The sequence below is a fragment of the Streptomyces sp. NPDC047982 genome (assembly GCF_043204165.1).
GTDB lineage: Bacteria > Actinomycetota > Actinomycetes > Streptomycetales > Streptomycetaceae > Streptomyces.
This window is the reverse complement of record NZ_JBIDBS010000010.1, coordinates 188037-208831: the sequence shown is the minus strand read 5'-3', so window position 1 is coordinate 208831 and position 20795 is coordinate 188037. Positions and strand designations below refer to the sequence as shown.

The following is a 20795-nucleotide window of genomic DNA, read 5'->3' as shown; positions in this document are numbered from 1 at the left end:
GGGATGTGAGTTACGTGGTTACCTAAAGATGCCGCAACCTCGCTTCAAGGCGTGGCCACCTGGCTCGCGTTCCTCCAAAGCTGCAGGGGCACTTGCGTCATCAATAGAATCCAGCCACCGTGTTTGCTCGGCGCCCGATCCAATCGGGGTGGACATATCATCCCCGTACAAGTCGCAGCGAACAGGCAGTCACTTCGACCTACAGGACGGAGCTGCGACAGACACACATGGGGGAGTTTGTCGTGACAACACCGGCCGATCTTCTGCTCACAGCCGCTGCCTCCATGGGGGGAGCCATGGGTACTGAACTATGGAAGCCCGCCCTCAAGAGCCTGGTCACATTCCGACGCCGTCGTCAGGGGGGTGCAGCGGAGGGTGAAACCGAGACAGTGGCCCGACTCGACTCGCTGGAGCAGGTAGTGGCGGCTGTTGAGCCTGACCAGAGGCAGGCCATGATCCACGTCGTGGAACCACAGGTGCGCGAGATCCTGGCCTCCTGCGTCGGCGACGAGCCCGACACGATCCAGGAGCTCATCGATGCGCTGAAGGCGCAGGGTGTGGAGCCTCCTGCCGACGCCTCGGTGAAGCAGGACGTCAAGAACAACTTTGTCTTCGGTAATCAGAACGTTGCTGGTCGGGACAATAACTTCGGAGGCGCTCGCTGATGTCGACGCCGACCCCGCCTGAGCCCTCGGTGGAGCAGGACGTCAAGGGAAACATCGTCCAGGGTGACCAGAACGTCGCCGGCCGGGACAACAACATCACGAACTACCTGACCGGACTGCGGCGCTTGCGCCCGCGCGAGATCAGCCCTGACGCGTTGATGCCGGCCAACCGCTTCGTCACCCCAGGCGACGAGAAAAACACCAACTTTGACAGGGCCAGGCAAGCGCTCCGAAACTCCTTCGGGAGCGCGGCCGCCCGCATCGTGGTCCTGCTGGCTCCCGAGCAGCATGGCCGCAAGTCGGCAGCGCTCCGCTTGCTGGCCACCACAAACCTCCCGTCTGATCGCTTCTTCGAACTGCGGCCTGACTGGGACGAACCGGACGTGGATTGCCTGCCCGCAGAGCGCGGCGCGGGCTATCTCCTCAACCTGCGCGGTGTCACTCAGTCTCTCCCCGATGCTTTCTACAGCGACCTAGCGACTTATGCGTCCACGCTGCGCAATGCAGGCAGTTACATGGTCATCACTGCCACGAGGGCCGTCTGGTCCCAGGCACGAGCAGGCGGGCTCCATCCCGAGATCTTCGTGGTGGAGATCGATCTTCCAAAGCCCGATGACGTCGTCAAGAAGTATCTCGAGAGCCAAGAGGAGACGCAGGGCCGCTCTGACTGGATCGACAACAAAGAAGGCGTGTTCTACGACCTTTTGCCGGGAGGCTGCGCACCCGGTGAAGCGGTTCGGCTGGCATCGATCATTGCGACGGCCAAGCACGTCGGAGACAAGGACGCCCTCGATGAGTACAAGGGCTGGGAAAACCACCTGAGCGACTGGTTCAGCACTGAAGGCCGGGAAGCAGTCGAAACGCGAGCCGTCCGAATTGCTGGCGCCTTCCTGGACAAGGCACCCGCTGCGGTAGTGCTGAACAGTGCTGACCTTCTGCTTGCGGCCCCGAAGATTAACCTGCCCATGCCCGAGGGTGGGCTCCTCGCGAGGCCGGACGCGCCGACGCGACTCGATCCGGCAGGTATGTCCTTTGATGCGGCCACTGGCATTGCGTCACTTGTCCACGAGTCTCAAGGGTCAGCAATCCTGCGATACCTTTGGACGAAGCACACGCAGCTGACTGAGGAGGTGCTCACCCAGTGGCTCCAGGACATCAGCCAGGGGCCGGCCGAGGATCACCTCGATGCGCTCGCTTCTTCGCTCACTCAACTTGCTGAGACGGTGGGCATAGCGCCCATATTCGACCTGGCGGAAGGCTGGCTCCGTAACGGCGGTAAGCAGCACCTGGCGCTTGTCGGTGACCTCATTTCCGATCTCGCCGTGCACCCCACCCTGGGGAGTCAGGCAAGGGCTGAGTTGGCGAAGTGGGCCGCAGGGAGATCAGAACCGGCACGCCAGCGTGCCGTCGCCCGAGCTTGCGCAGGTTCCTTCGGAAAGGAATACCCCAGCCAGGCTTTGACCCGAGCTCGCTACATCATCAACTCGCCAGGATCCCAGGACCCGCAACAGGTGGCACAGCGGGAAGCCGTCGAAGCTGTGCGTACGTTGGCCGCGGATGGGGATCTCGCACCTCTCGTGACCGACACCGTCGTCCATTGGGTCACGAATTCTGGAAAGCCGACCGGCACGCCGTGGAACGTCTTCTACGATGTCTTCACTGTTCCTTCTAGCGTCGATCAGCTCGATAAGACCCCTCTGGCAGTGGTGCTCAATCAGACGGGTAAAGCAGGTGAAGTAATACGCCGACGCATTCTCGAAGGGTGGGAGCACATCGTTCAGAACGGTGAGGATCTGCCCCAGGCTCAGAAAGTTCTGCTGACCTGGCGTCGAAGTGCTGAGGACGGTTTGTTGCCAGAGGCCCCCGTGGTCGAAATCATCATCGCACTCAGCCGGATTACGGGCATCGCCAAGGCTCCTCTGCGGGATGTCGTAAAGCCTGACGGCCGGTTGAAGGACGCCCTACTAGCTTCCCTTTTTGTGGAGTACCAGAGGGCATACGGCGTGGCCCCGGGTGGGCCTGCCGTGCCGTTCGCACCCACGTCCGCACAGCAGACCGTTCCTGGCTCACCTGAGGCGGATTCCGCAGCGCAATGATTCGAGTTCTCGGCTGGCGGAGGGAGCGGCGATTCTCCAATCGTCGCTCCCTCTCGGCATCACTGGAAAGCAAGGATCGCGGGTTGTACTTCCGCGCGACCGTCCACTACCGCTGGCGCATTAACGCGGAATCCTCCGCTCCTCGACCGCTCGCTCCTGACGACCTGGCGCGCCACCTCCTCACAGCAGAGCTGGAGGGTGTGGCTGGCAAGTATCGGTTGCTGGACCGTGACGCAGCAAGGGACGCCATGAACGCCGCGCTCTGCCAGGAACTATGGGATGCCGAGCAGCGCATCGGTGTGGAGGCGAGCGTGCACCTTCGGATCACCAAGGAAGATAAACAACTGGCACAGCAGCGGGCCGAAGAAGAAGCAGTGCTGCGGTCAGCTCACGCGCGACAGACTGTCGAACTCGAGCTACTGCTCGATCGACTCACTGATCAGATCCTTGGACCGGTTTGGTGGGTCAGCCGGTATGCCGAGCTTCAGTTCGCGACCGGTGACCCGGAGAAGAAAGTCGAGTCTTTCCTGCGTGCCTTCGCCGTGCTACAGAAGACGCTCCACGCCGCCAGTATCGATCAGATCAGTGACGAAAAACTCCTCGTCCGACGCAAAATAGAGGAGGTTTTCAGCGTTATCGAGGACAAGGAATCGCTGGACCTCGCACTCCAGGTCATGAACCGCACCCTGGAGCACCTCGGAATACACGAGGTGGGCGGCGGCACGGCAGGCTTCAACGGCAGCGGACGCAACTTCACACAGGGGACGCGCGCAGAGTTTTGACCAACAAGCTCCGCATAAGGGCCCAGACGCTTCGAAGGCGGGCTCGGAGGGAAGGGCGGCACACCTCCGTTCCATGGGCGTAGAGCGGCCAGAGAGTCCGCGGAGGGTCTTGCCGGTGATGCGTTGACGCCCCGCTGAGCGCCGTCTGACCTGCATGGCCCTGGCTTCACACAGCGATGACACCGCCGCCGTTGTCGTGCACCACTTCCTGCCACGCCAGGGCCGGGCACTCGGCGACGAGTAGCGTGTCGAGTCCGTCCGGACCGCCAGCTGCCACGACCTGATCGAACGCCTCCTCCTGGACAGGGAAGTTGCCTTGGAGCGCATCGCAGTTCCGGCACCCGTTCGTCAGCTGTCGTTCGCGCATGGTCCTGCTGTATCGGGACTTGACCTGAGCTGTCAGATCCGCCCGGCCGTTTCGCTCCAGAAGCTGCAGGGCGAGTGCCATGGTTCGGGCGTTCTCCGTGGTGAAGAGCCCGCAGTAGCCGCGTGCTGGGCGGGCCGGATATAGGCCGGCGATGCAGGTGGTGTCCCTCCCGCACTTCCAACAGGATCGGTTCAGTCCGAGAACACGAAGGCGCAGGACGGGAGCGGATCCGGGCGGTGGCGCCGCGGGCAGGACGATCTCGTCCGGGTCAAAGTCATCGGCCTCGGCGAGCTCGTCAACGTAACGGCATGTTGCGCAGCGCACCTCCCATGTGCCGCTCTCAGTTCTCTGTACGAACCCGCCGCGTGCCGCGACCTGCACGGAACACAACGCGCACCCTCCTGCGAACCGGTTCTCCACGTCCTCCCCTTTTGGGATTCGGCCGCCTCAAGGCGAGCGGTTGGTTGGCATCCAGCCGTGGGCGCGAGGCCCCACTCGACACCGCTGCGTTCAGCTGTCGTTCACGAGTCTCTGAGAAGACCGCATCTCGGCGAGGAGCCTTGGGCTGAACAGGCCGGTGCGCAGGGGAGTCCGTTCCGGCCAAGGTGCCCTCAAGCGCCACAGCCATCGCCCGTAGGCCTTCCGTAGTCGGGCACGCTCAAGCTGCCAGAGACTCTCCCACTTCAGCGCTTCCCGGTAGGTGAGACCGGGGTTGTCCAGTATCCACAGGTATAGGCGCCGCGCCATACGCGGGGCCAGGAGGAAGTGGATGGGACGTACCGGGCTCTGCCGCGGGGCCATGCGCTGTTCCTCCTTCGGGCGGGGCTGTGCTCAGCACCGGCATCGTACGGGCGTTTCTGTCGCGCCGGTGCTGAGCGGTGACAGCCTGATCTGGATCTACGTGGCGCGCATCATCTTGCGCAGACTCTGTCGGGCTGCGGTCAGGTCGTCCTCCAGGTCCTCGATCGTTGCGCGCAGTGCCTTGTTGTCGGCTTGGGCTTGCTGAAGATCCTTGGTGAGAGCCGCGTTCGCGCGGTTCAACTCCTCCACGCGAGCCGTGAGTTCGCTGGCATCAGTATGGTTCAGTTCCGTGCCGAGCTGGATGCGCAGCCGCTCACGCAGCCGGTTGCGCTCTTCGCGGAGCTCCTTGACCTGCTGCTGGGCGAGTGAGAGGTCGGTCTTGAGACTGGCGCTGCTGACGCGGGTCTGTGGCGGGACGGCGTCGGCTGTCGCCTCGATGCCGAGTTCCTCCTGGCGCCGGCGGGCGGCGTCGATGTGTTCGCGCAGCCCCGGCGAGTACGCGAGCCAGCTGGAGACGCCCGCCTCCTTGGCCACTCTGGCGAACGTGATCTTTGTTCCCGTGCGCTGCAGGGAGTCGAGAACTTCCAGCACGTGGCGGCGCTTGTCCTGGCTGTCACGTGCTCGCGCAGCTTTAAGTGCGGCAGTGCGCGTTTCGTGAGCGGTCACTGGTCCTCCTCGCGAGGCTTGACCACGGTCAGCGGTAGAAGCTTGTGGGAGGCGGTGGCCCGAGACTTGCGGAGGATCTTGCTCGCTTCCTCGATTTCGTGCCGTTCGTCGTCAGGCAGCGCGGCGAGCTGGTCGCGCATGGTGGTGGCCACGTCCTGGTAGCTGTCGATCTCAGCGTTGATGTTGGTCAAAACGAAGTCGGCGGCTCCGACGGCGTCAGCTGCCTCGCGGTCTGCTTTCAGATCACGCACATGATCTTCGATTGTTGGCAAGTAGGACGGGTCGGGGCGGTAGAAGGGGCAGCCTGAGCACTGGAACCGAAGAGGACAGGAGCCGCCGCCGGCCTTGACATTGGATGGCTCGGTGCAGTTGCCGAACGGGACGGCGACCGAGGTGATCTCGTACTTGCTCTGGGCGAGAGGAGCAGACCGCCCGGTGCGGTCCACGGCCAGGGGCGCCAGGGTTCGTACGGCCTCCCGCTTGCGCTTCAAGGTCACCTGGTAGTAGCCCATGGTGGTGTCGACCGAGGTGTGATCCATGAGGTCGCGCAGGACATCGACGGGCACACCGGCGTCTGCATGTCGCTGGGCGTAGGTGTGGCGGAAGGCGTGAGCGGTGATCTGGGAGCGGTCGAAGGGCAGTGGCCGCCCGTCCGGCCCCGGGATGTCACTGTCGATGCGGGGGAGTGAGTCCACCCAGGTGCGCAGAACCGTTGAGATGCTGTCACCCCGAATGTGCCCGTTTCCGCGGCCGGAGCCGTGCATGGCACTGGGGAAGAGCCATCGTCCTGCACGCTCGGTCAGTGGGAGTTCGGCACGGCGCTGTTCCCAGCGAGTGATCAACTCGCCTGTGCTCTGCGCAATGGGCAGACGGCGGCCGTTCCGCTTGGCCTTGTGGTTGTCGTAGACCAGTTGGTAGTGCTCGTCCTCCTGCTCGACGCAGCCCACCTTGAGGCTCGCGACCTCACCCAGGCGACGCCCGGTGTCGCGCAGTACGGCATAGACGGTCTGATGGAACAACTGCGAGAGGCCTTTCGGCCAGCCTCGATGAGAGACATCCAGCAGATGCAGCTGGGCATCCAGCTGGCGAATGACGGTGTCGGGCAAGGCCCGGCCGACGTGTTCCTCATTGACCTCGACGGGAGCCACACGGTGGTGGCGGGCCCGGCTGAAGGCGCCAGGAACATCGTCCATAAGCCCACTCGCCCGCGCGACTTCCAGCACGGCGAACCATGCTCTGACCAGCTTGTCCTGGGTGGCGGACGCCCGGGGCTTCCCGTCCTTCTTCCGGGACTTCTTGATCGCGTCGACGGCCGCCGTCATGTCCGCGGCGCCGAGGCGCGAGGGAGCGTTGCCGCCTCCAGCTCTCTGGGACAGCCCCTCGGACGCGGCGGAGAAGGCGAGGAGAGAGGTGCGCAGATCCTGGATGGTCGGCCGAACTGAGCGGGCCCACTCCATGAGTACAGTGCGCAACCACTGCTGCCGGACGACACGGAAGTCGATGTCGCCTTTCACCGCGTCGTAGCGGCGATGGGTCGCGGCCCACAGCCCTACGGCGGCCGCGTCCCAGACCTCACCCGCCATCGGGTCGGCCCCCTCGTACTGCCGCCGAGCACGCTCGACCATGCGCTGGATCTGCCCCAGCAAGGCGCGCGCCGGGCTGCTGCCCTTCTCTCTGCCGAACCGCAGCGCCGACAAGTCCAGGCCGCACAGGCTGTCCACGCCGACGACGGCTGCGATGGCGAGCCGCACCGCGAGCGGACTGATGCTCAGCCCTGCCCGGTCGCGTTCCTGCAGGCCGAGCAGCAGCTCGTGTGCAACGACGGGGTGAAGGTCACCGCACCAGAACTGATGGACCTGCAGGAACGGACCGATAGCGGCTGCCCATTCCAGAAGCTCGTCGGGGGTGTGCCTGCCGCTGCTGAGCTCGCGGCGCCACTTTCCATGGTGCGCCCCACACAACCGGAGTTGTTGCTGCTCACGAACGCACCCGCCGACGAGACACTCCCCCTGGTGCGCCATCGGCCGGGGCTGCGCCGTGCGCTGCCAGTCCGCAACGCTCAGCTCGGGGCTGCGTCTTCTGCGATCGCCGAAGGTCGAGGCATGGGTGGGACAGAGCCCATGACTTACCGATTCCCGTGCGCATCGCCCCGAGCTGTCAGCAACCAGGCACGCCTCACGATCCGACATCCCGCGTACGCGTCGCTTCCGGGTCGGCTGGTACGTCGCGTCGAACTCATCGTTCGGTAGATCGCTCGACCGGGCAGCCGCCGCGCAGGGCGAGCACCGGCCGACACGACCAGGGCACGGCGTCTGGCAGGCGACAACCTTGCACCGCGACGCACCAGTGGCGTCGTTGTCCAGATCACCGTCGAAGAACATCCGCTCGTGGTCCCACTCGCCCGGACGCCAGTCGGGCTGCACGTGTTGGCGCAGCCAAGCCAACCAGCCAGCGCCCGGCGTCTCGGGCTCCGGGCGCGAGGGCAAGGGCGAAGCGAGTACCTGCTGCATCACGCGGTCACCGCCCGCCGCGCCGCCACCCGCTCCACGGCATCCCGCTTCTCACGCTCGTTGGCGTGCAGGTAGATCGCGGTGGAAGCGGCCGACACGTGCCCCATCAGCTGTTGCACGACGTCGATCGGCACGCCGGCTCGAACCCAGGCCGTCGCGGCGGTGTGCCGCAGCATGTGCGGGCGCACGACGAACCCGCACTGCCGCGACAGCCGCTCGAACATGCCCTTCGCCGCCTGATAGGTCATCGCCTTGCCCAGAGGCCGCTGGTAGAGGTTGACAAAGACCAGGTCGTTCGCCTCGGCCTCGACCACGGCATCACGGTCGGCGCGATAGGCCACGTACTCGGCCACCGCGGGCCCATCGACCGGGACGACCCGCGGATAACGGGACTTGGCCAAGGCCTTGTTCTCGTTGTCCCGGCGGTGACGCACGTGGATGTGAGCCCCGGGCACGCTGCAGCCGAGGGCACGGGAATCCGGCAGGAAGTGCATGTCCTGCCTCCGCAGCCCCAGGGCCTCCCCGATACGGATGCCGGTCGCCAGCATCAGCACCACCAGGAACCGGTCGCGAGCCGTACGACACCCGGCCACCACTGCAGCGACCTGCTCCTCGGACAGCGCCTCGTAGGGCTTCTCCACCTCGCGCGACTTGATTGCCTTCGCGCGCACTGTGCGGAACTGCCCGCGCTCACCGGTATCGAAGCCGGGCGGCGGTGTCGCGAGATAGCGCGGCTGCGACAAGCGGTCCGCCACCTCCGGCGCGACCACGCCGTGAAGAGCGCAATACCGTAGGTACTCCACCACCGCCGTGATCGTCGCGTTGACCGTCGCCCCGGAGCGTGACTTGCCTCGACGACCAGGAGTGGACTCCAGCCAGAACCGGAAGCGCGCCATCGAGGCCAGCGTGACGGTCCTCCAGTCGACCGTGTGCTCGGCGCACCAGGTCAGGAACAGGGCCAGGCGCCCGGCGTAGACCCTGATGGTGTTCACGGACCGGTCAGCACCGTGCAGGAACGTCAGGAAGTCCGTCCCCTCACGGTGGATCGCGAGCTGGGGATCAAGGATCACCCAGCGAGTGCTCTGCACATCCCCAGGGGGAGACAGGGCCCGTTCAGCTTGAAAGGTGTCGGCGTTCATGCCGTACCTAACGTGACTCCCGCGTTGTAGATACTTGTGAGCCACGAACGAGTGACAAGGCGTGCCTCACGTCCCTGACGGGTCAGTGCGGCGTAGAGATATTCATCCGCCGCCACAACCGGAACGTCGGCACCGGGGAGAGCAGCCAGCGGGTCAGGCGCACACCCTCCATGTGCTTGTCCGCCGTGATGTCGGCGATCCGGCCGACGGCGTGGCGGGCGGCCTCGACGGCGACCACGAACAGCACGGGGATGACCGCGTGCATGCCGACGCCGAGCGGGTCGGGCCAGGCGGCGGCGCCATTGAAGGCGATCGTCGCGGCGGTCAGCAGCCAGGCCGTCTGACGCAGCAGCGGGAACGGGATGCGCAGCCAGGTCAGCAGCAGGTCCAGGGCGAGCAGCACACAGATGCCCGCGTCGATGCCGATCGGGAAGACCAGCGAGAAGTCGCCGAAGCCCTTCTGCACGGCCAGCTCGCGCACCGCCGCGTACGAGCCGGCGAAGCCGATCCCTGCGATGAGCACCGCACCGGCGATCACGAGCCCGATGAGTACCCGGTGGGTACGTGTCAGCTGCATCGCGGCCACCCGCGTTCTCCTCCCTGCTCGTTTGTTGAGAGCGACAGCCTGGCACACGCGTGCGAGAAGGCGCGGGGCGGGCGTCGCGGAGCGTGGTCAGCAGCCGTGTCCGGCAGCGGGACCGTTCCGATGCCGGACACGGGAACAGACCTGTGAACGGGACGCTTCCGCCCGTGGAACGGGACCGCCCCCCGTGGAACGGGACCGCCCCCCCGTGGAACGGGACCGCCCCGCCTGGGAAGAGGACCGTTCCCGAGCAGGCCACGCCCGCCGCACAGGCCACTCAGGCCGAGCAGGCCACGTGGGCCGAGCGACCGAGCGGGCCACATGGCCGAGGGCCGAGCGGGCCGAGCAGGTGGGAGCGAGGGACGCACGCCTTCCCACCCGTCGGCATCACTGGACCGGCTTCGCCGGCCCGGCTTCATCAGCTCGGCTTCTTGTCCGTGTCCTTCTTGCTGGGCGCGACCGACTTCCCGGACCCCGTCTTCGCATCCGGCTCGCCGGACTTGTCCGGTGCAGCCGTTGTGTCCTGCTTGGCGTCGCTGGCGGCGACCGCCGCCACGGCCTCCTTGGCGGCCTTCTCGGCGCCCTTCAGGATGTCCTCGGCCGACGGCGTCTTCGAGCCCGCGTAACCGGCGCCGTTGTAGGTGAGGGTGATGACGACGTTCCCCGTACGGGCCACGACCGTCGCGTACTTGAAGTCCTCGCCCGTCTTGGCGAGGTCGTACGTGATCTTGGACGCCTGCTCGCCGATGCCGGTCAGGGGCGCCTCGGCGACCTTCTTCGCACCCTCGGTCGCCTTGGTCTTGGCGACCTGCTTCGTGAAGTCCTGCTGCGCGCGCTCGGCGCCGCTGCCCAGGGTCTGGTCCGAGTCGAAGCGGGTGAAGCCGACGTCGAGCCAGCGGTACTGGGAACCCTTCACGCCCTTGTCGTCGAGACCGTTCCAGGAGCAGCCGGCGCGGTACGAGAGGTCGCTGGACTTGGCCGCCGTGCCGCTCTTGGGCTTCGCCTCGGGAACCAGGGAGGTGATCGTCTTCTTGCCGATCGACGTGCACGCGTCGGGCAACTGGGCGAACTTCGCCGGCTCGACGCTCGGTTCCGATTTGGTCGCGTCCGGTGTGGTGGACGACGAGGAGGACGAACCCGAGTCCTTGGCGTCCTTGTCGCCGGAGTCCGACGAGCAGCCGGCGACGACGAGCATCACCGGAACGGCGGCGCAGGCGAGTATGCGGGTGAGTCGCGGGGCTGAACTGTGCATGGTTCCTTCACTCGTGGCCCGGCGGGCAGGCAGGCGCGCCGGGGTTCGGGCGTGGTCTGCCGGGTGGCCGGGCACGGTCGGTCGGCGGGTGCCGGACGGGTGCCCGGCGGTTTTCCGGAAGGCGTTCCGGACGGCCACCGTACGACGGACGGCGCTCGGGCGTGGCCCCGGCCGGGGAACCGGGGAGGGGGGTCGGCGGCGGTCCGGGGCGCGGCGGGCGCGGCTACTCGCTGAACTTCTCGACCAGCTTCTGGGCCAGCGACCTGGCTCTGTCCTGCAGTTCCTTGCTGTCGGGGACCACGCCGGGCACGGTCGGCTGCTCGGTGTAGTCGACGGTCACGATGACGTTCGATGTGCGGAACACCACGCTCACCACGCGGTTCTGGGCGGTGGAACCGGCACGGACGAGCCGGTCGTCCAGGAACGCGCTGTCCCCGAGTTCGTCGAGGGTGCGCGGCAGCAGACTGCTCTCCGAGCCTCCGTCGCTCTCGTCGTCGCCCGCGGGGCCGAGGTCGTTCTCGACGTCGCTCCCGTCGCCGCCTCCGTCGTCGTCACCGCTGGGGGACGAGCTGGACGCGGCGTGCGGGAGGGTGCCCGAAGCGGGCGGGGTCTGCTCTCCCGTGCCACCGGGTGTGGCGGACGGTGAGGCGAGGCCCGCGGCGGTCACCTTCTTCGCGTACACCTCGCGGGCGCGATCGTCGTCGCTCACCGAGGGGTCGTAGGAAACGACGCGCTCGAAGTCGACGGCGAGGGTGTGCGAGGAGCTGGGGGCCTCGGCCTTCCAGCGGCAGCCGACCCGGCGGTCCGTGTCGTACGTGACGGAGGCCGTGCCCTTGTACGCCTTCTCCTGCTGGTCCTCGGGCAGTTCGGCCGCGCCCGGGAGCAGGTCCTTCAGTGAGGACGGGGGCACGGCGCGGCAAGGGTCGAGAAGCGTGCGGTACTTGCCGGGGGGCGCCGTGGTGGCGGTCGCCTCGCCGGGCTTGCCGTCGGCGGCCGAGCCACCGGTTCCGGTGCCTGCACTGCAGCCGACGACAAGCGCCGCCAGTAGTGCGGTGCCGGGTACGTACGCCATTCGCCGCACGGTCCTGGGCTCCCTTCGCGCGAAAAACTGTTGCCGCTCGACGGCGGCTACTGGAGACAATGTGTATCGCACACGCCGCTGTGAACGCCGGTCGGCCGACTCATTTGCCGTCCTTGGCGCCGGTTTTGCTCTTTCAGGCTTTTCGGGGGATTCGAGGAACTTATGTCGTATGTAGAGGTGCCGGGCGCCAAGGTCCCGATACGCATGTGGGCCGACCCCGCATCGGTCGAGGACGTCGCGATGCGACAACTGCAGAACGTGGCCACCCTGCCCTGGGTCAAGGGGCTCGCCGTCATGCCGGACGTCCATTTCGGCAAGGGCGCGACGGTCGGTTCGGTGATCGCGATGCACGGTGCGGTCTGTCCGGCGGCGGTGGGAGTGGACATCGGCTGCGGAATGTCCGCCGTGAAGACCTCCCTGACGGCCAATGACCTGCCGGGCGACCTGTCCCGGCTGCGCTCGAAGATCGAGCAGGCCATTCCGGTAGGGCGCGGCATGCATGACGACGCCGTGGCGCCCGACGGGCTGTACGGCTTTCGCGCGCCCGGCTGGGACGACTTCTGGGCGCGGTTCGACGGAGTGGCCGAAGCGGTCCGGTTCCGTCGGGAACGTGCCACGAAGCAGATGGGGACGCTCGGTTCGGGCAACCACTTCATCGAGTTCTGTCTCGACGAGTCGGGCTCGGTGTGGCTGATGCTGCACTCCGGCTCGCGGAACATCGGCAAGGAGCTGGCCGACTTCCACATCGGGCAGGCGCAGAAGCTGCCGCACAACCAGGACCTGATCGACCGTGACCTGGCGGTGTTCATCGCCGACACCCCGCAGATGGCGGCCTACCGGAACGACCTGTTCTGGGCGCAGGAGTACGCGAAGCACAATCGCGCCATCATGATGGCGCTCTTCCAGAACGTGGTGCGCAAGGAATTCAAGAAGGCCAAGGTCACCTTCGAACCGGTCATCTCCTGTCACCACAATTACGTGGCGGAGGAGCGGTACGACGGCATGGACCTGCTGGTCACCCGAAAGGGCGCGATCCGTGCGGGCTCCGGCGACTACGGGATCATCCCGGGTTCGATGGGGACCGGTTCGTACATCGTGAAGGGCCTCGGGAACGAGAAGTCCTTCAACTCGGCCTCGCACGGCGCCGGCCGCAAGATGAGCCGGAACGCAGCGAAGCGACGGTTCTCGACGCGCGACCTGGAGGACCAGACGCGGGGCGTGGAGTGCCGCAAGGACTCCGGCGTCGTGGACGAGATCCCGGCGGCGTACAAGCCGATCGAGCAGGTCATCGAGCAGCAGCGGGACCTGGTGGAGGTCGTCGCCAAGCTCAAGCAGGTGGTGTGCGTAAAGGGCTGAGCCTGAGCCCTGGAACGCATGCCGACGCCCGCCGCCACAGGGGAGCGGCGGGCGTGGGTGTGCATGGCGGTGGAACGGAGGGTCCCGGACGCGGGTGGTGCGTCCGGGACCCTCCGGCGTTCCGGCCGAGGGCCTGCCCGGTCGTCGTTCGCGGCTCGTGCCGGGGCCGGGGCCGGGTGCGGGTGCGGGCTCAGGCGGTGCGGTGGACCTTGGTGTTGGACGCCTGGGCGCGGGGGCGGACCACCAGGAGGTCGATGTTGACGTGGCTGGGGCGGGTGACGGCCCAGGTGATGGTGTCGGCCACATCGTCGGCGGTGAGCGGGGCCTCGACGCCCGCGTACACCTTGGCCGCCTTCTCGGTGTCGCCGCGGAAGCGGGTGGTGGCGAACTCCTCCGTCCTGACCATGCCGGGGGCCACCTCGATGACGCGGACCGGGGTGCCGACGATCTCCAGGCGGAGGGTCTCGGCCAGGACGTGTTCGCCGTGCTTGGCGGCCACGTAACCGCCGCCGCCCTCATAGGTGGCGTGGCCCGCGGTGGAGGACAGGATCACGATCGTGCCGTCGCCGCTCTCGGTGAGCGCGGGCAGCAGGGCCTGGGTGACGTTGAGCGTGCCGATGACGTTCGTCTCGTACATCTGGCGCCAGTCGGCGGGGTCGCCGGTGGCGACCGGGTCGGCGCCGAGAGCGCCACCGGCGTTGTTGACCAGGACGGCGAGGCGGCGGAACGCGGTGGCGAACTCGTCCACCGCGGCGCGGTCGGTGACATCGAGGGCGTAGGCCGTCGCCTGGTGGCCCGCCGCGTTGATCTCGGCGGCGAGCGCCTCGATGCGGTCCTTGCGGCGAGCGGTCAGAACCACGCGGTAGCCGGCGGCGGCCAGCTGCCGGGCGGTCGCGGCACCGATGCCGCTGCTCGCTCCGGTGACGACGGCGATCGGGGTGGCGGCCATGGCGGTCTCCTCGGGCAGCTGATCGGTACCGGGTCAGGATAGGCAGGCGCCGGGGGAGGCGGTCGCGCGTGGTGGGGCTGGTGCTTGGTGGGTGTTCGTGCCTGATCAGTGGTCGCGACTGTGGGTGCTTGTACCTGGCCGGGGGCGGCCCCTGGTCGGGGGTGGTCCCTGGTCGGTGGGCGTGCTTGGTCGGTGGGCGTTCTCGGCCGGGGGCGCTGTCGCGTGTGGTCAGTGGTTGCGGGGGGCGTACGTGATCACGGCCATGCCGGCCAGACAGATCAGCGCGCCGATCACGTCCCAGCGGTCGGGGCGGTAGCCGTCGGCGACCATGCCCCAGGCGATCGAGCCCGCCACGAAGACGCCGCCGTACGCGGCGAGGACGCGGCCGAACTCACCGTCCGGCTGGAGCGTGGCGGCGAAGCCGTAGGCACCGAGCGCGATGACGCCCGCACCGATCCAGATCCATCCCCGGTGCTCGCGCACGCCTTGCCAGACGAGCCACGCCCCGCCGATCTCGAAGAGCGCGGCGACGACGAACAGAACGACGGAACGGGCTACGGCCATGGACGCAGCGTGTCATGACGGTGGGGAAGGGAGCAGGGGGAGGGGTGAGGCGGAGAGGAAGGCGCGCCGAACTAGTGGGTAAATAAGGATAATTCCGGATGATCTGTATCTTCGGTGTATGGCAATGACACGTAGAGCCGTGCCCATGGTGTCCGGCGTCGGTGTGGCCGTGGTCGTGGCCCTTGCCGTGGCCGTGGTGCTGGGAACGGGGCGTGCGGCCGCGGTCGGGGCTGAGGGCGTGACGGTGGCGGACTCGGCGACGGAACCGGTGGGCGGGCCCGGCGGTCCCATGACCGGTGGTATCGCGCCCGAGGCCGACGTATCGCACCACGGGCATGTCTCGCTGTGGGGAGCGGGGCTCGGGGTCTGGGTGCAGAGCCGGAACCACGGCCCCTCGGATCTGGACGGCGTGACCCTGCGGGTGCGCACGTCCGTACCGCTCTCCGGGCGGCAGGCGTTGTCGGGTGGTTGCCTCCAGGCGGACCGGTGGACCGTGCTGTGCCGGACGGCCGGACTGCGCACGGATGCCCGCGACGGACGGCAACTGGCCCTGGAACTCCAACTGGCCGGGCGGCCGGACGAGGTCGTCGTGCGCATCGACACCCTGTGGAACGGAGGGGCGACCGACCGGCATCCGGAGGACAACGAGCACGAGGTGCTGGCCCCGGCCACCGGGGACGAGTACGTGTTCTGACGTCTGGTCGGCGTCAGCGTCAGTGTCAGCGCCGACGTCGGTGCCCGTGTCGGTGTGGATGTGGGCCGGGGTCTGGGACTGGGCGTGGGCGTGGGCGCAGGTGTGGGTACGCAGTGGGTGGGCGCGGAGTGGTGTCGTCGGCGCGGTGCGGGTTCATCGGGTTGGTGCGGTGAGGTGCCGTACGGGTTCATCGGGTGAGTGCGGCCCGTAGCGCCGCCGGGTCGGGGTGGTCGCTCGCCCAGGCGATGTAGCCGTCGGGGCGGACGAGCAGGGCGGTGGTGCGGTTGTCCTTCCAGTAGGCGTGCACCAGCGGCGCGGGTGCTGCCGGAGTCGGGGTGCCGACGGGCGTGACGAGGACGAAGGCGCCGTCGCGGAGCAATGGGTGGAGGCGGCCCTCTCGCAGGCTCAGGTCGGGGGCCCGCCTCGACGTCAGGGGGTGGGCTCCGCGGGGGGCCGCGTAGGGGATCGAGAGCCCGGACACCATGCCGATGGCCTTGTCGGAGGCTGCCCGGAACGTGGACAGCACGGTCGTGGCGACCGCCCGGGCCGTCCGCTGGAGCGGCGTTCTCGCCATGGCGAGGCGGATGAGTGCTCCGCTGGAGCGAAGTACCTGGGCGCCGACCGGGTGGCGTTCCCTGTGGTAGCTGTCGAGGAGAGCCTCCGGGAAGGCCGTGTGTCCGTGCAGGACCGCGGCGAGCTTCCAGGAGAGGTTGGCGGCGTCCTGGAGGCCCGTGTTCATGCCCTGCCCACCCGCGGGCGAGTGGACATGGGCGGCGTCCCCGGCGAGAAAGACCCGGCCCGTGCGGTAGGAGGGCACCTGGCGCTCGTCGCTGTGGAAACGGGAGATCCAGCGCGCGTCGTGCATGCCGTAGTCGGTGCCCAGGGCGCGGCGGACGACCAGGCGGAGTTCGTCAAGCTCGACGGGGGCGTTGTCGGCGGGCTGGTGCATGCGGTCCCAGCCCATCACGCGGTACCAGCCGTCGCCGAAGGGGGCGATGAAGACGAAGGCGTCCCCGTCCCCGTCGACCGTCAGGACGCCGGGCGGCTCCTCGGTGAGCCGGACGTCGGCGAGGACGAGCGACCGGATCACGGAAGTACCGGGAAAGGGGAGGCCGAGCGCTTCACGGACCTGGCTGCGCACCCCGTCGGCGCCGACGACGTAGCGGGCTTCGAGCGCGCTCGTGCCGCCGTCGGCCTCGCGCAGTTCGGCGGTGACCGTGTCCGACTCGGGGTTCTGGTGGAGCGAGGTCAGTCGCGTCTCGTGGCGGAAGTGGACGCCCGCGGCGCCGGCGCGGCGCTCCAGCAGGCGCTCCACCTCGTACTGAGGGGTGATCAGCACGAACGGGAAGCGGGTGCGCATTCCGGAGAGGTCGAGCGAGAGCCCGCCGAAGAAGCGTATGGCGGAGAGGGAGGTGCCGGACTCGACGAGTTCGTCGGCCAAGCCGCGGGAGTCGAGCATTTCGAGCGTGCGGGCGTGCACGGCGAACGCGCGCGTCATGTTGCTGATCCCGTGCGGGCGGCGCTCCACGAGCGTGACCGAGAGGCCCTGGGCGGCCAGGTCGCCCGCGAGCAGCAGGCCGGTGGGGCCGGCGCCCACGACCAGTACGTCGACGGTGTCGGGTGCGGTGCTCGGGGTGGTGGTCATGACTGCCTCCTGGGCCCGGTCGTCAGCGGTCACCTTGATGCCAACGCACGTTGGTCAACGCTTGTTGGTAAAGCTAGCTCCGTCGGGGCTGGAATGTCAACGGTTGTTGGCCTACAGTTGTTGGTGTGATGAGCAAGCCCGCCGTTCCCCGCCGTTCGGATGCCACCAAGGCCGCGATTCTCGAGGCCGCGCGTGAGCGGTTCGCCGCGGACGGCTACGAGCGCGCCACCATTCGGGCCATCGCCCGCGACGCGAACATCGATCCGTCGATGGTGATGCGCTACTACGGGAACAAGGAGGGTTTGTTCGCGGCCGCTTCCGAGATCGATTTGCTCGTTCCGGAGCTGGGAGCGCTGCCGGGCAGGCATGTCGGTGTGGTGCTCGTGACGCATTTCCTGGACCGGTGGGAGGGCGACGACGTGCTCACCGCCCTGCTCAGGGTCGCCGTCACCAATGACGCGGGGGCCGAACGGATGAGAAAGGTCTTCGCTGAGCAGATCGGCCCGATATCGGCCGGTGTGTGCCCCGACCCGGCCGATGCCCCGCGCCGGGCGGCTCTCGCCGCCTCGCAGATCCTGGGGATGGCCCTCACGCGCTACGTGCTGCGGATCGAGCCCGCCGTCTCGATGTCGCGCGACGAAGTGATCGCCTGGCTCGCGCCCACCATTCAGCGCTACCTGACCGCCGAGCAGCCGTAGCGCGGCCAGGAGCGAAGGTGCGGCGAAGGTGCGGCGAGGGGGAGCGAGGAGGAGAGGACGAGGGTGGGGCAGGGGGGGACGGGGCGCGGGGACGGTGGGCCGTCAGCCTGCGGCGCCGGGAGTTCCGGAAGCCTCGGACGGGCTTGACGGTGCGCTGCCGTCGCCCTGCGGGCCGTTGCCTTGCGGAGCGTTCCTCCGGCCGTTCTCTGCGTCGGGCTCCCCGTCGGGCCTCCGGCTGATCTCCCGGCCGTCGTCCGGGGCCGCGGGCGCGAAGTCGCGAAGCGCCTTCGCGACGATCGCGTCCAGATGGGAGTGGTGGGCGCCTCGCCAGTAGACGCGGTCGCATTCCGTGCACTGCGCGAAGACGTCGTACGAGCGTCGGGTGCCGTGCTCCAGCAGATCGCTGACGGAGTCCTTGTCGGCTTGCTTCAGCGGTCCGTTGCAGGCCGTGCACCTGGTCCAGGGGGCCAGACGGGGAGTGAACCGCTCCAGCACATCGCGCAGTTGGTCTTCCGGCCGGTCGCTGTACACGTACGCCCCGGCCCAGATCTCCCGCCGGTGCAGGAGGCCGCGGTCGCGGGAGAGCAGCACCCGCCGCTCGTCCGCCGACCGGGCGGCCAGCGCGGCGTCGCCGATGTCCTCGCTCTCGTACGCGGCGTCGACGCCCAGCAGCCGCAGCCGCCGGGCGAGCGTGCCGAGGTGGACGTCGAGAAGGAACCGCAGGGGCGCCCCGGGAACGTGCTGGGGACGCTCCACGGCGCGTACCTGGACCGATTCGCCCGCGCTCGGGATGTGCGAGACGGACACAGGACGGCCGTCGACCAGGATCTGCCCGGCTTCGGTGAGCGGGATGCCGAGAGATTCCACGACATGGCCGAGGGTGGAGCAGCCGTCGGTGGTCACGGTCGAGCGTCCCCGGCGACGATCAGGCGAGACGAAGGGGCGCAGCTCGGGGGTGACTTCGAATTGGATCTCGGGTCCGTTCACCTCGTCAGGATGTCATCGGACACGGCACGACAGCCAGGGGATTCCGTGTCGGGGCCCGACCGGGGCCGTGGCCTGCGACGAGCACCTGGGCCCGACGGGGCCGGGGCCTGCGAGGGATACCAGGGCCTGACGGGGGCGGGGCGGGCGTGTCCGAGTGGCGTACCTGGTGGGAGTTGCCTGAGTGGTGTGCCTGGGTGCCGTGCCCGGTGGGCGTACGAGGTGGTGGCGCGGGAGACGCGGTCAACGGCTCCACACATGCAGGGCGTCACCGGCCTCCGACACCGTGTACCAGGTGCCGTCGCCGAGAGCCGTGGCACCGCCGGATATCGGAAAGGGGTACGTGATCCGCGCGCTCACCCGCATCCCCGTCGCGCCCGCGCTCACCAGCCAGTGGCGCGGTTCGCCGTGCTCCTCGTCCCGTTCCGACGTTCCCGCGACGACGGTCTCCTCGTCGAGGAAGCCACCCGTGTAGTCCCAGAGGAGTTCGTCGGCGTCCAGGTCATCGGGATCCGCCTCGGGGTGGCGGGGGACGCCGTCCCGGGCGTCGAGCTCGCAGAGCACGGAACCGTCTTCGATCCGGTGCACGGCGAGCGTCTCCTCGTAGTGGGTGACCGTCAGGAACCGGTCGCCCGAGGGGCTCACCGCCATCAGGATCCGCTCGTCGTCGCAGAACCGCTCGACCGAGAGCCGCTGCCCGTCCCACCGGCCCCACAGCATCGGTACGCCGTCCTGGCCCTCGCCTACGCACAGCCCCATACGGGTGGGGTCGGGGTGCGGGATGTGTCCCGAGCCCACGGCCGCGGTCTCCGCTGCGACGCGGCCGAGCACCCGGCCGTCGGCGGCATCGACGACCAGCCACTCGTCCAACGCCTCCGGATCGGGGCCGGCCGCTGCGACGGGACCCCGTATGTGGGCCCACACGAGGGTCCCGTCCGCCGAGAACACGGCGGAGCCCTTGTCGGCGTACCCGTGCGAATGGTCCGACGCGTACTCCTCGTACGTGGTGTGGAGCGTGTGGCAGTCGCTGTCCCAGCAGCCGTGCAGGATCTCCCAGCGCACCTCGCCCGCTCGGTCCATGGCGCGCAGCGCGTGCACTCCGGCGAAGACCGCGAGATCGCCGCTCGGCGCCACCGCGTAGGCGCCGTAGCGGCTGGGCCAGGGCGAGGGGAAGCGGAACGTGGTGGCGCCCTCGGCGTCCGAGCCGACGGCGTCCGGACTGGCGGTGTCCGGGCCGATGGCGCCCGCATCGACGACGACCAGTTCGGCGTCGCCTCGCTGGACGAGCAGACGCTTGCCGGGCCGACGCAGGAGCCGCGGGGTGTCCGCTGCGTCCCGGCGGCGGTCCAGCGGCGCGGCCAGCGTGATGACGGGACGTACGGCGACTTCGGCCACGGGGTGGCCCTCCCCTCGTGCGGTGGTGCTGTGGTGCGTCGGTCGCACCAGTGCGTCGGTGCGAGGAGAACCGTACGACTGAGCACTGACAGCGGTCATGCCGCCTGCGGTTCATTCATGTGTGCGCTCCAGGCGTTCGACGTAGCATCCTGCCCGTGAGCCGTGACGATGAGCCAGTCTTCATACGAAGCACGTGGGGAACGAGCCGCTACGTCTACAACTACCAAAATCCTGTCGGGCGTGCGCTGATCGTGATCGCCCTACTCGTCACCGCGGTGATGACGGTTCTCATGGCGAAGCGGGCGGGGCCCTTCGCGCCACCGGAACCCATGCCCACGAGCACCGAACCGGCGTACACACCCTGGTCGGACTCCCTCTACACCCCCGAGCCCGGCGCCACGCCCGGTGCGGAGGACTCGGACGCGCCCTGATCGAGGCTCGAGTAAGGCTTGATCGAAGGCTGTCACGGCTTGGTCAAGGTGTGATCGGTGCTTGGCCAAGGTGTGATCGGTGCTTGGTCGAGGTGCGATCGGGGCGTGGCCGAGTGAGACCGCGGCTCGGCCAATGC

17 protein-coding genes and 2 pseudogenes are annotated in these 20795 nt (G+C 68.2%); 7 read left to right on the top strand and 12 right to left on the bottom strand.

Annotation, left to right across the window (positions count from 1 at the left end):
* The first annotated feature begins 242 nt into the window (after positions 1 to 242).
* The 3 genes from ACGF2V_RS15460 (at position 243) to ACGF2V_RS15450 (ending at position 3543) form a co-directional block, all read left to right on the top strand.
* Positions 243 to 665, top strand: coding sequence for a hypothetical protein (locus ACGF2V_RS15460; RefSeq protein WP_362621724.1), 423 nt, complete (start codon positions 243 to 245; stop codon positions 663 to 665).
* A complete protein-coding gene (locus ACGF2V_RS15455; protein WP_362621723.1) occupies positions 665 to 2761 on the top strand; it encodes a hypothetical protein in 2097 nt (698 codons plus the stop codon). The genes ACGF2V_RS15460 and ACGF2V_RS15455 overlap by 1 nt, the downstream gene beginning before the upstream one ends.
* Before the next feature lie 83 nt (positions 2762 to 2844).
* The gene (locus ACGF2V_RS15450) at positions 2845 to 3543 is read left to right on the top strand and encodes a hypothetical protein (protein WP_362621721.1); all 699 of its coding nucleotides are present in this window, start codon (positions 2845 to 2847) and stop codon (positions 3541 to 3543) included.
* A 166-nt stretch (positions 3544 to 3709) separates the two neighbouring features.
* Here ACGF2V_RS15450 and ACGF2V_RS15445 read toward each other — a convergent pair whose 3' ends face one another.
* The 7 genes and pseudogenes from ACGF2V_RS15445 to ACGF2V_RS15415 form a co-directional block, all read right to left on the bottom strand.
* A complete protein-coding gene (locus ACGF2V_RS15445; protein WP_362621719.1) occupies positions 3710 to 3991 on the bottom strand; it encodes a hypothetical protein in 282 nt (93 codons plus the stop codon).
* An 816-nt stretch (positions 3992 to 4807) separates the two neighbouring features.
* Positions 4808 to 5377: a DUF6262 family protein gene (locus tag ACGF2V_RS15440; RefSeq protein WP_362621718.1), complete on the bottom strand. Its 570-nt coding sequence runs from the start codon at positions 5375 to 5377 to the stop codon at positions 4808 to 4810.
* Positions 5374 to 7887, bottom strand: a complete 2514-nt coding sequence (locus tag ACGF2V_RS15435) for a site-specific integrase (protein WP_362705953.1) — start codon at positions 7885 to 7887, stop codon at positions 5374 to 5376. Before ACGF2V_RS15435 ends, ACGF2V_RS15440 begins: the two co-directional genes overlap by 4 nt.
* On the bottom strand, positions 7887 to 9026 hold the full coding sequence (locus ACGF2V_RS15430; RefSeq protein ID WP_362705956.1) for a tyrosine-type recombinase/integrase: 1140 nt from the start codon (positions 9024 to 9026) through the stop codon (positions 7887 to 7889). The genes ACGF2V_RS15435 and ACGF2V_RS15430 overlap by 1 nt, the downstream gene beginning before the upstream one ends.
* Positions 9027 to 9123: 97 nt before the next feature.
* Positions 9124 to 9603 (bottom strand): annotated as a pseudogene (locus ACGF2V_RS15425) (DUF2637 domain-containing protein); the annotation flags it as partial.
* A 424-nt stretch (positions 9604 to 10027) separates the two neighbouring features.
* Entirely contained in the window at positions 10028 to 10861 is an 834-nt protein-coding gene (locus ACGF2V_RS15420) for a DUF3558 domain-containing protein (RefSeq protein ID WP_362621714.1), read from the bottom strand.
* 223 nt (positions 10862 to 11084) lie between these two features.
* Positions 11085 to 11933 (bottom strand): DUF3558 domain-containing protein, encoded by an 849-nt coding sequence (locus ACGF2V_RS15415; protein ID WP_362705959.1) that lies wholly within the window; start codon positions 11931 to 11933, stop codon positions 11085 to 11087.
* Positions 11934 to 12104: 171 nt separating this feature from the next.
* Between ACGF2V_RS15415 and ACGF2V_RS15410 the strand changes: the two genes are divergently transcribed.
* Entirely contained in the window at positions 12105 to 13298 is a 1194-nt protein-coding gene (locus ACGF2V_RS15410) for an RtcB family protein (RefSeq protein ID WP_362621710.1), read from the top strand.
* A gap of 190 nt (positions 13299 to 13488) precedes the next feature.
* On the opposite strand, the gene ACGF2V_RS15405 is transcribed toward ACGF2V_RS15410, so the two are convergent.
* Complete coding sequence (locus tag ACGF2V_RS15405) at positions 13489 to 14247, bottom strand: SDR family NAD(P)-dependent oxidoreductase (RefSeq protein WP_362621708.1); 759 nt, start codon at positions 14245 to 14247, stop codon at positions 13489 to 13491.
* Between the two features lie 228 nt (positions 14248 to 14475).
* Complete coding sequence (locus tag ACGF2V_RS15400) at positions 14476 to 14811, bottom strand: YnfA family protein (RefSeq protein ID WP_362705962.1); 336 nt, start codon at positions 14809 to 14811, stop codon at positions 14476 to 14478.
* A 118-nt stretch (positions 14812 to 14929) separates the two neighbouring features.
* Here ACGF2V_RS15400 and ACGF2V_RS15395 point away from each other — a divergent pair, with 118 nt between their 5' ends.
* On the top strand, positions 14930 to 15505 hold the full coding sequence (locus ACGF2V_RS15395) for a hypothetical protein (RefSeq protein ID WP_362621704.1): 576 nt from the start codon (positions 14930 to 14932) through the stop codon (positions 15503 to 15505).
* A gap of 187 nt (positions 15506 to 15692) precedes the next feature.
* Here the strand turns inward: ACGF2V_RS15395 and ACGF2V_RS15390 are convergent, their stop codons facing one another.
* The gene (locus ACGF2V_RS15390; RefSeq protein ID WP_362705965.1) at positions 15693 to 17150 is read right to left on the bottom strand and encodes an FAD-dependent monooxygenase; all 1458 of its coding nucleotides are present in this window, start codon (positions 17148 to 17150) and stop codon (positions 15693 to 15695) included.
* A 128-nt stretch (positions 17151 to 17278) separates the two neighbouring features.
* Here ACGF2V_RS15390 and ACGF2V_RS15385 point away from each other — a divergent pair, with 128 nt between their 5' ends.
* Positions 17279 to 17848, top strand: a complete 570-nt coding sequence (locus ACGF2V_RS15385) for a TetR family transcriptional regulator (RefSeq protein WP_362621773.1) — start codon at positions 17279 to 17281, stop codon at positions 17846 to 17848.
* 258 nt (positions 17849 to 18106) lie between these two features.
* Here the strand turns inward: ACGF2V_RS15385 and ACGF2V_RS15380 are convergent.
* Together ACGF2V_RS15380 and ACGF2V_RS15375 are read right to left on the bottom strand one after the other, a co-directional pair.
* Positions 18107 to 18835, bottom strand: a pseudogene (locus ACGF2V_RS15380) (Mut7-C RNAse domain-containing protein); the annotation flags it as partial.
* A gap of 240 nt (positions 18836 to 19075) precedes the next feature.
* Positions 19076 to 20326 carry a hypothetical protein gene (locus ACGF2V_RS15375; protein ID WP_362705968.1) on the bottom strand — a complete coding sequence of 417 codons (1251 nt, stop codon included), beginning with the start codon at positions 20324 to 20326 and terminating at the stop codon, positions 19076 to 19078.
* 56 nt (positions 20327 to 20382) lie between these two features.
* Here ACGF2V_RS15375 and ACGF2V_RS15370 point away from each other — a divergent pair, with 56 nt between their 5' ends.
* Positions 20383 to 20658, top strand: coding sequence for a hypothetical protein (locus ACGF2V_RS15370; RefSeq protein WP_362621697.1), 276 nt, complete (start codon positions 20383 to 20385; stop codon positions 20656 to 20658).
* The last annotated feature ends 137 nt before the right edge of the window (positions 20659 to 20795 follow it).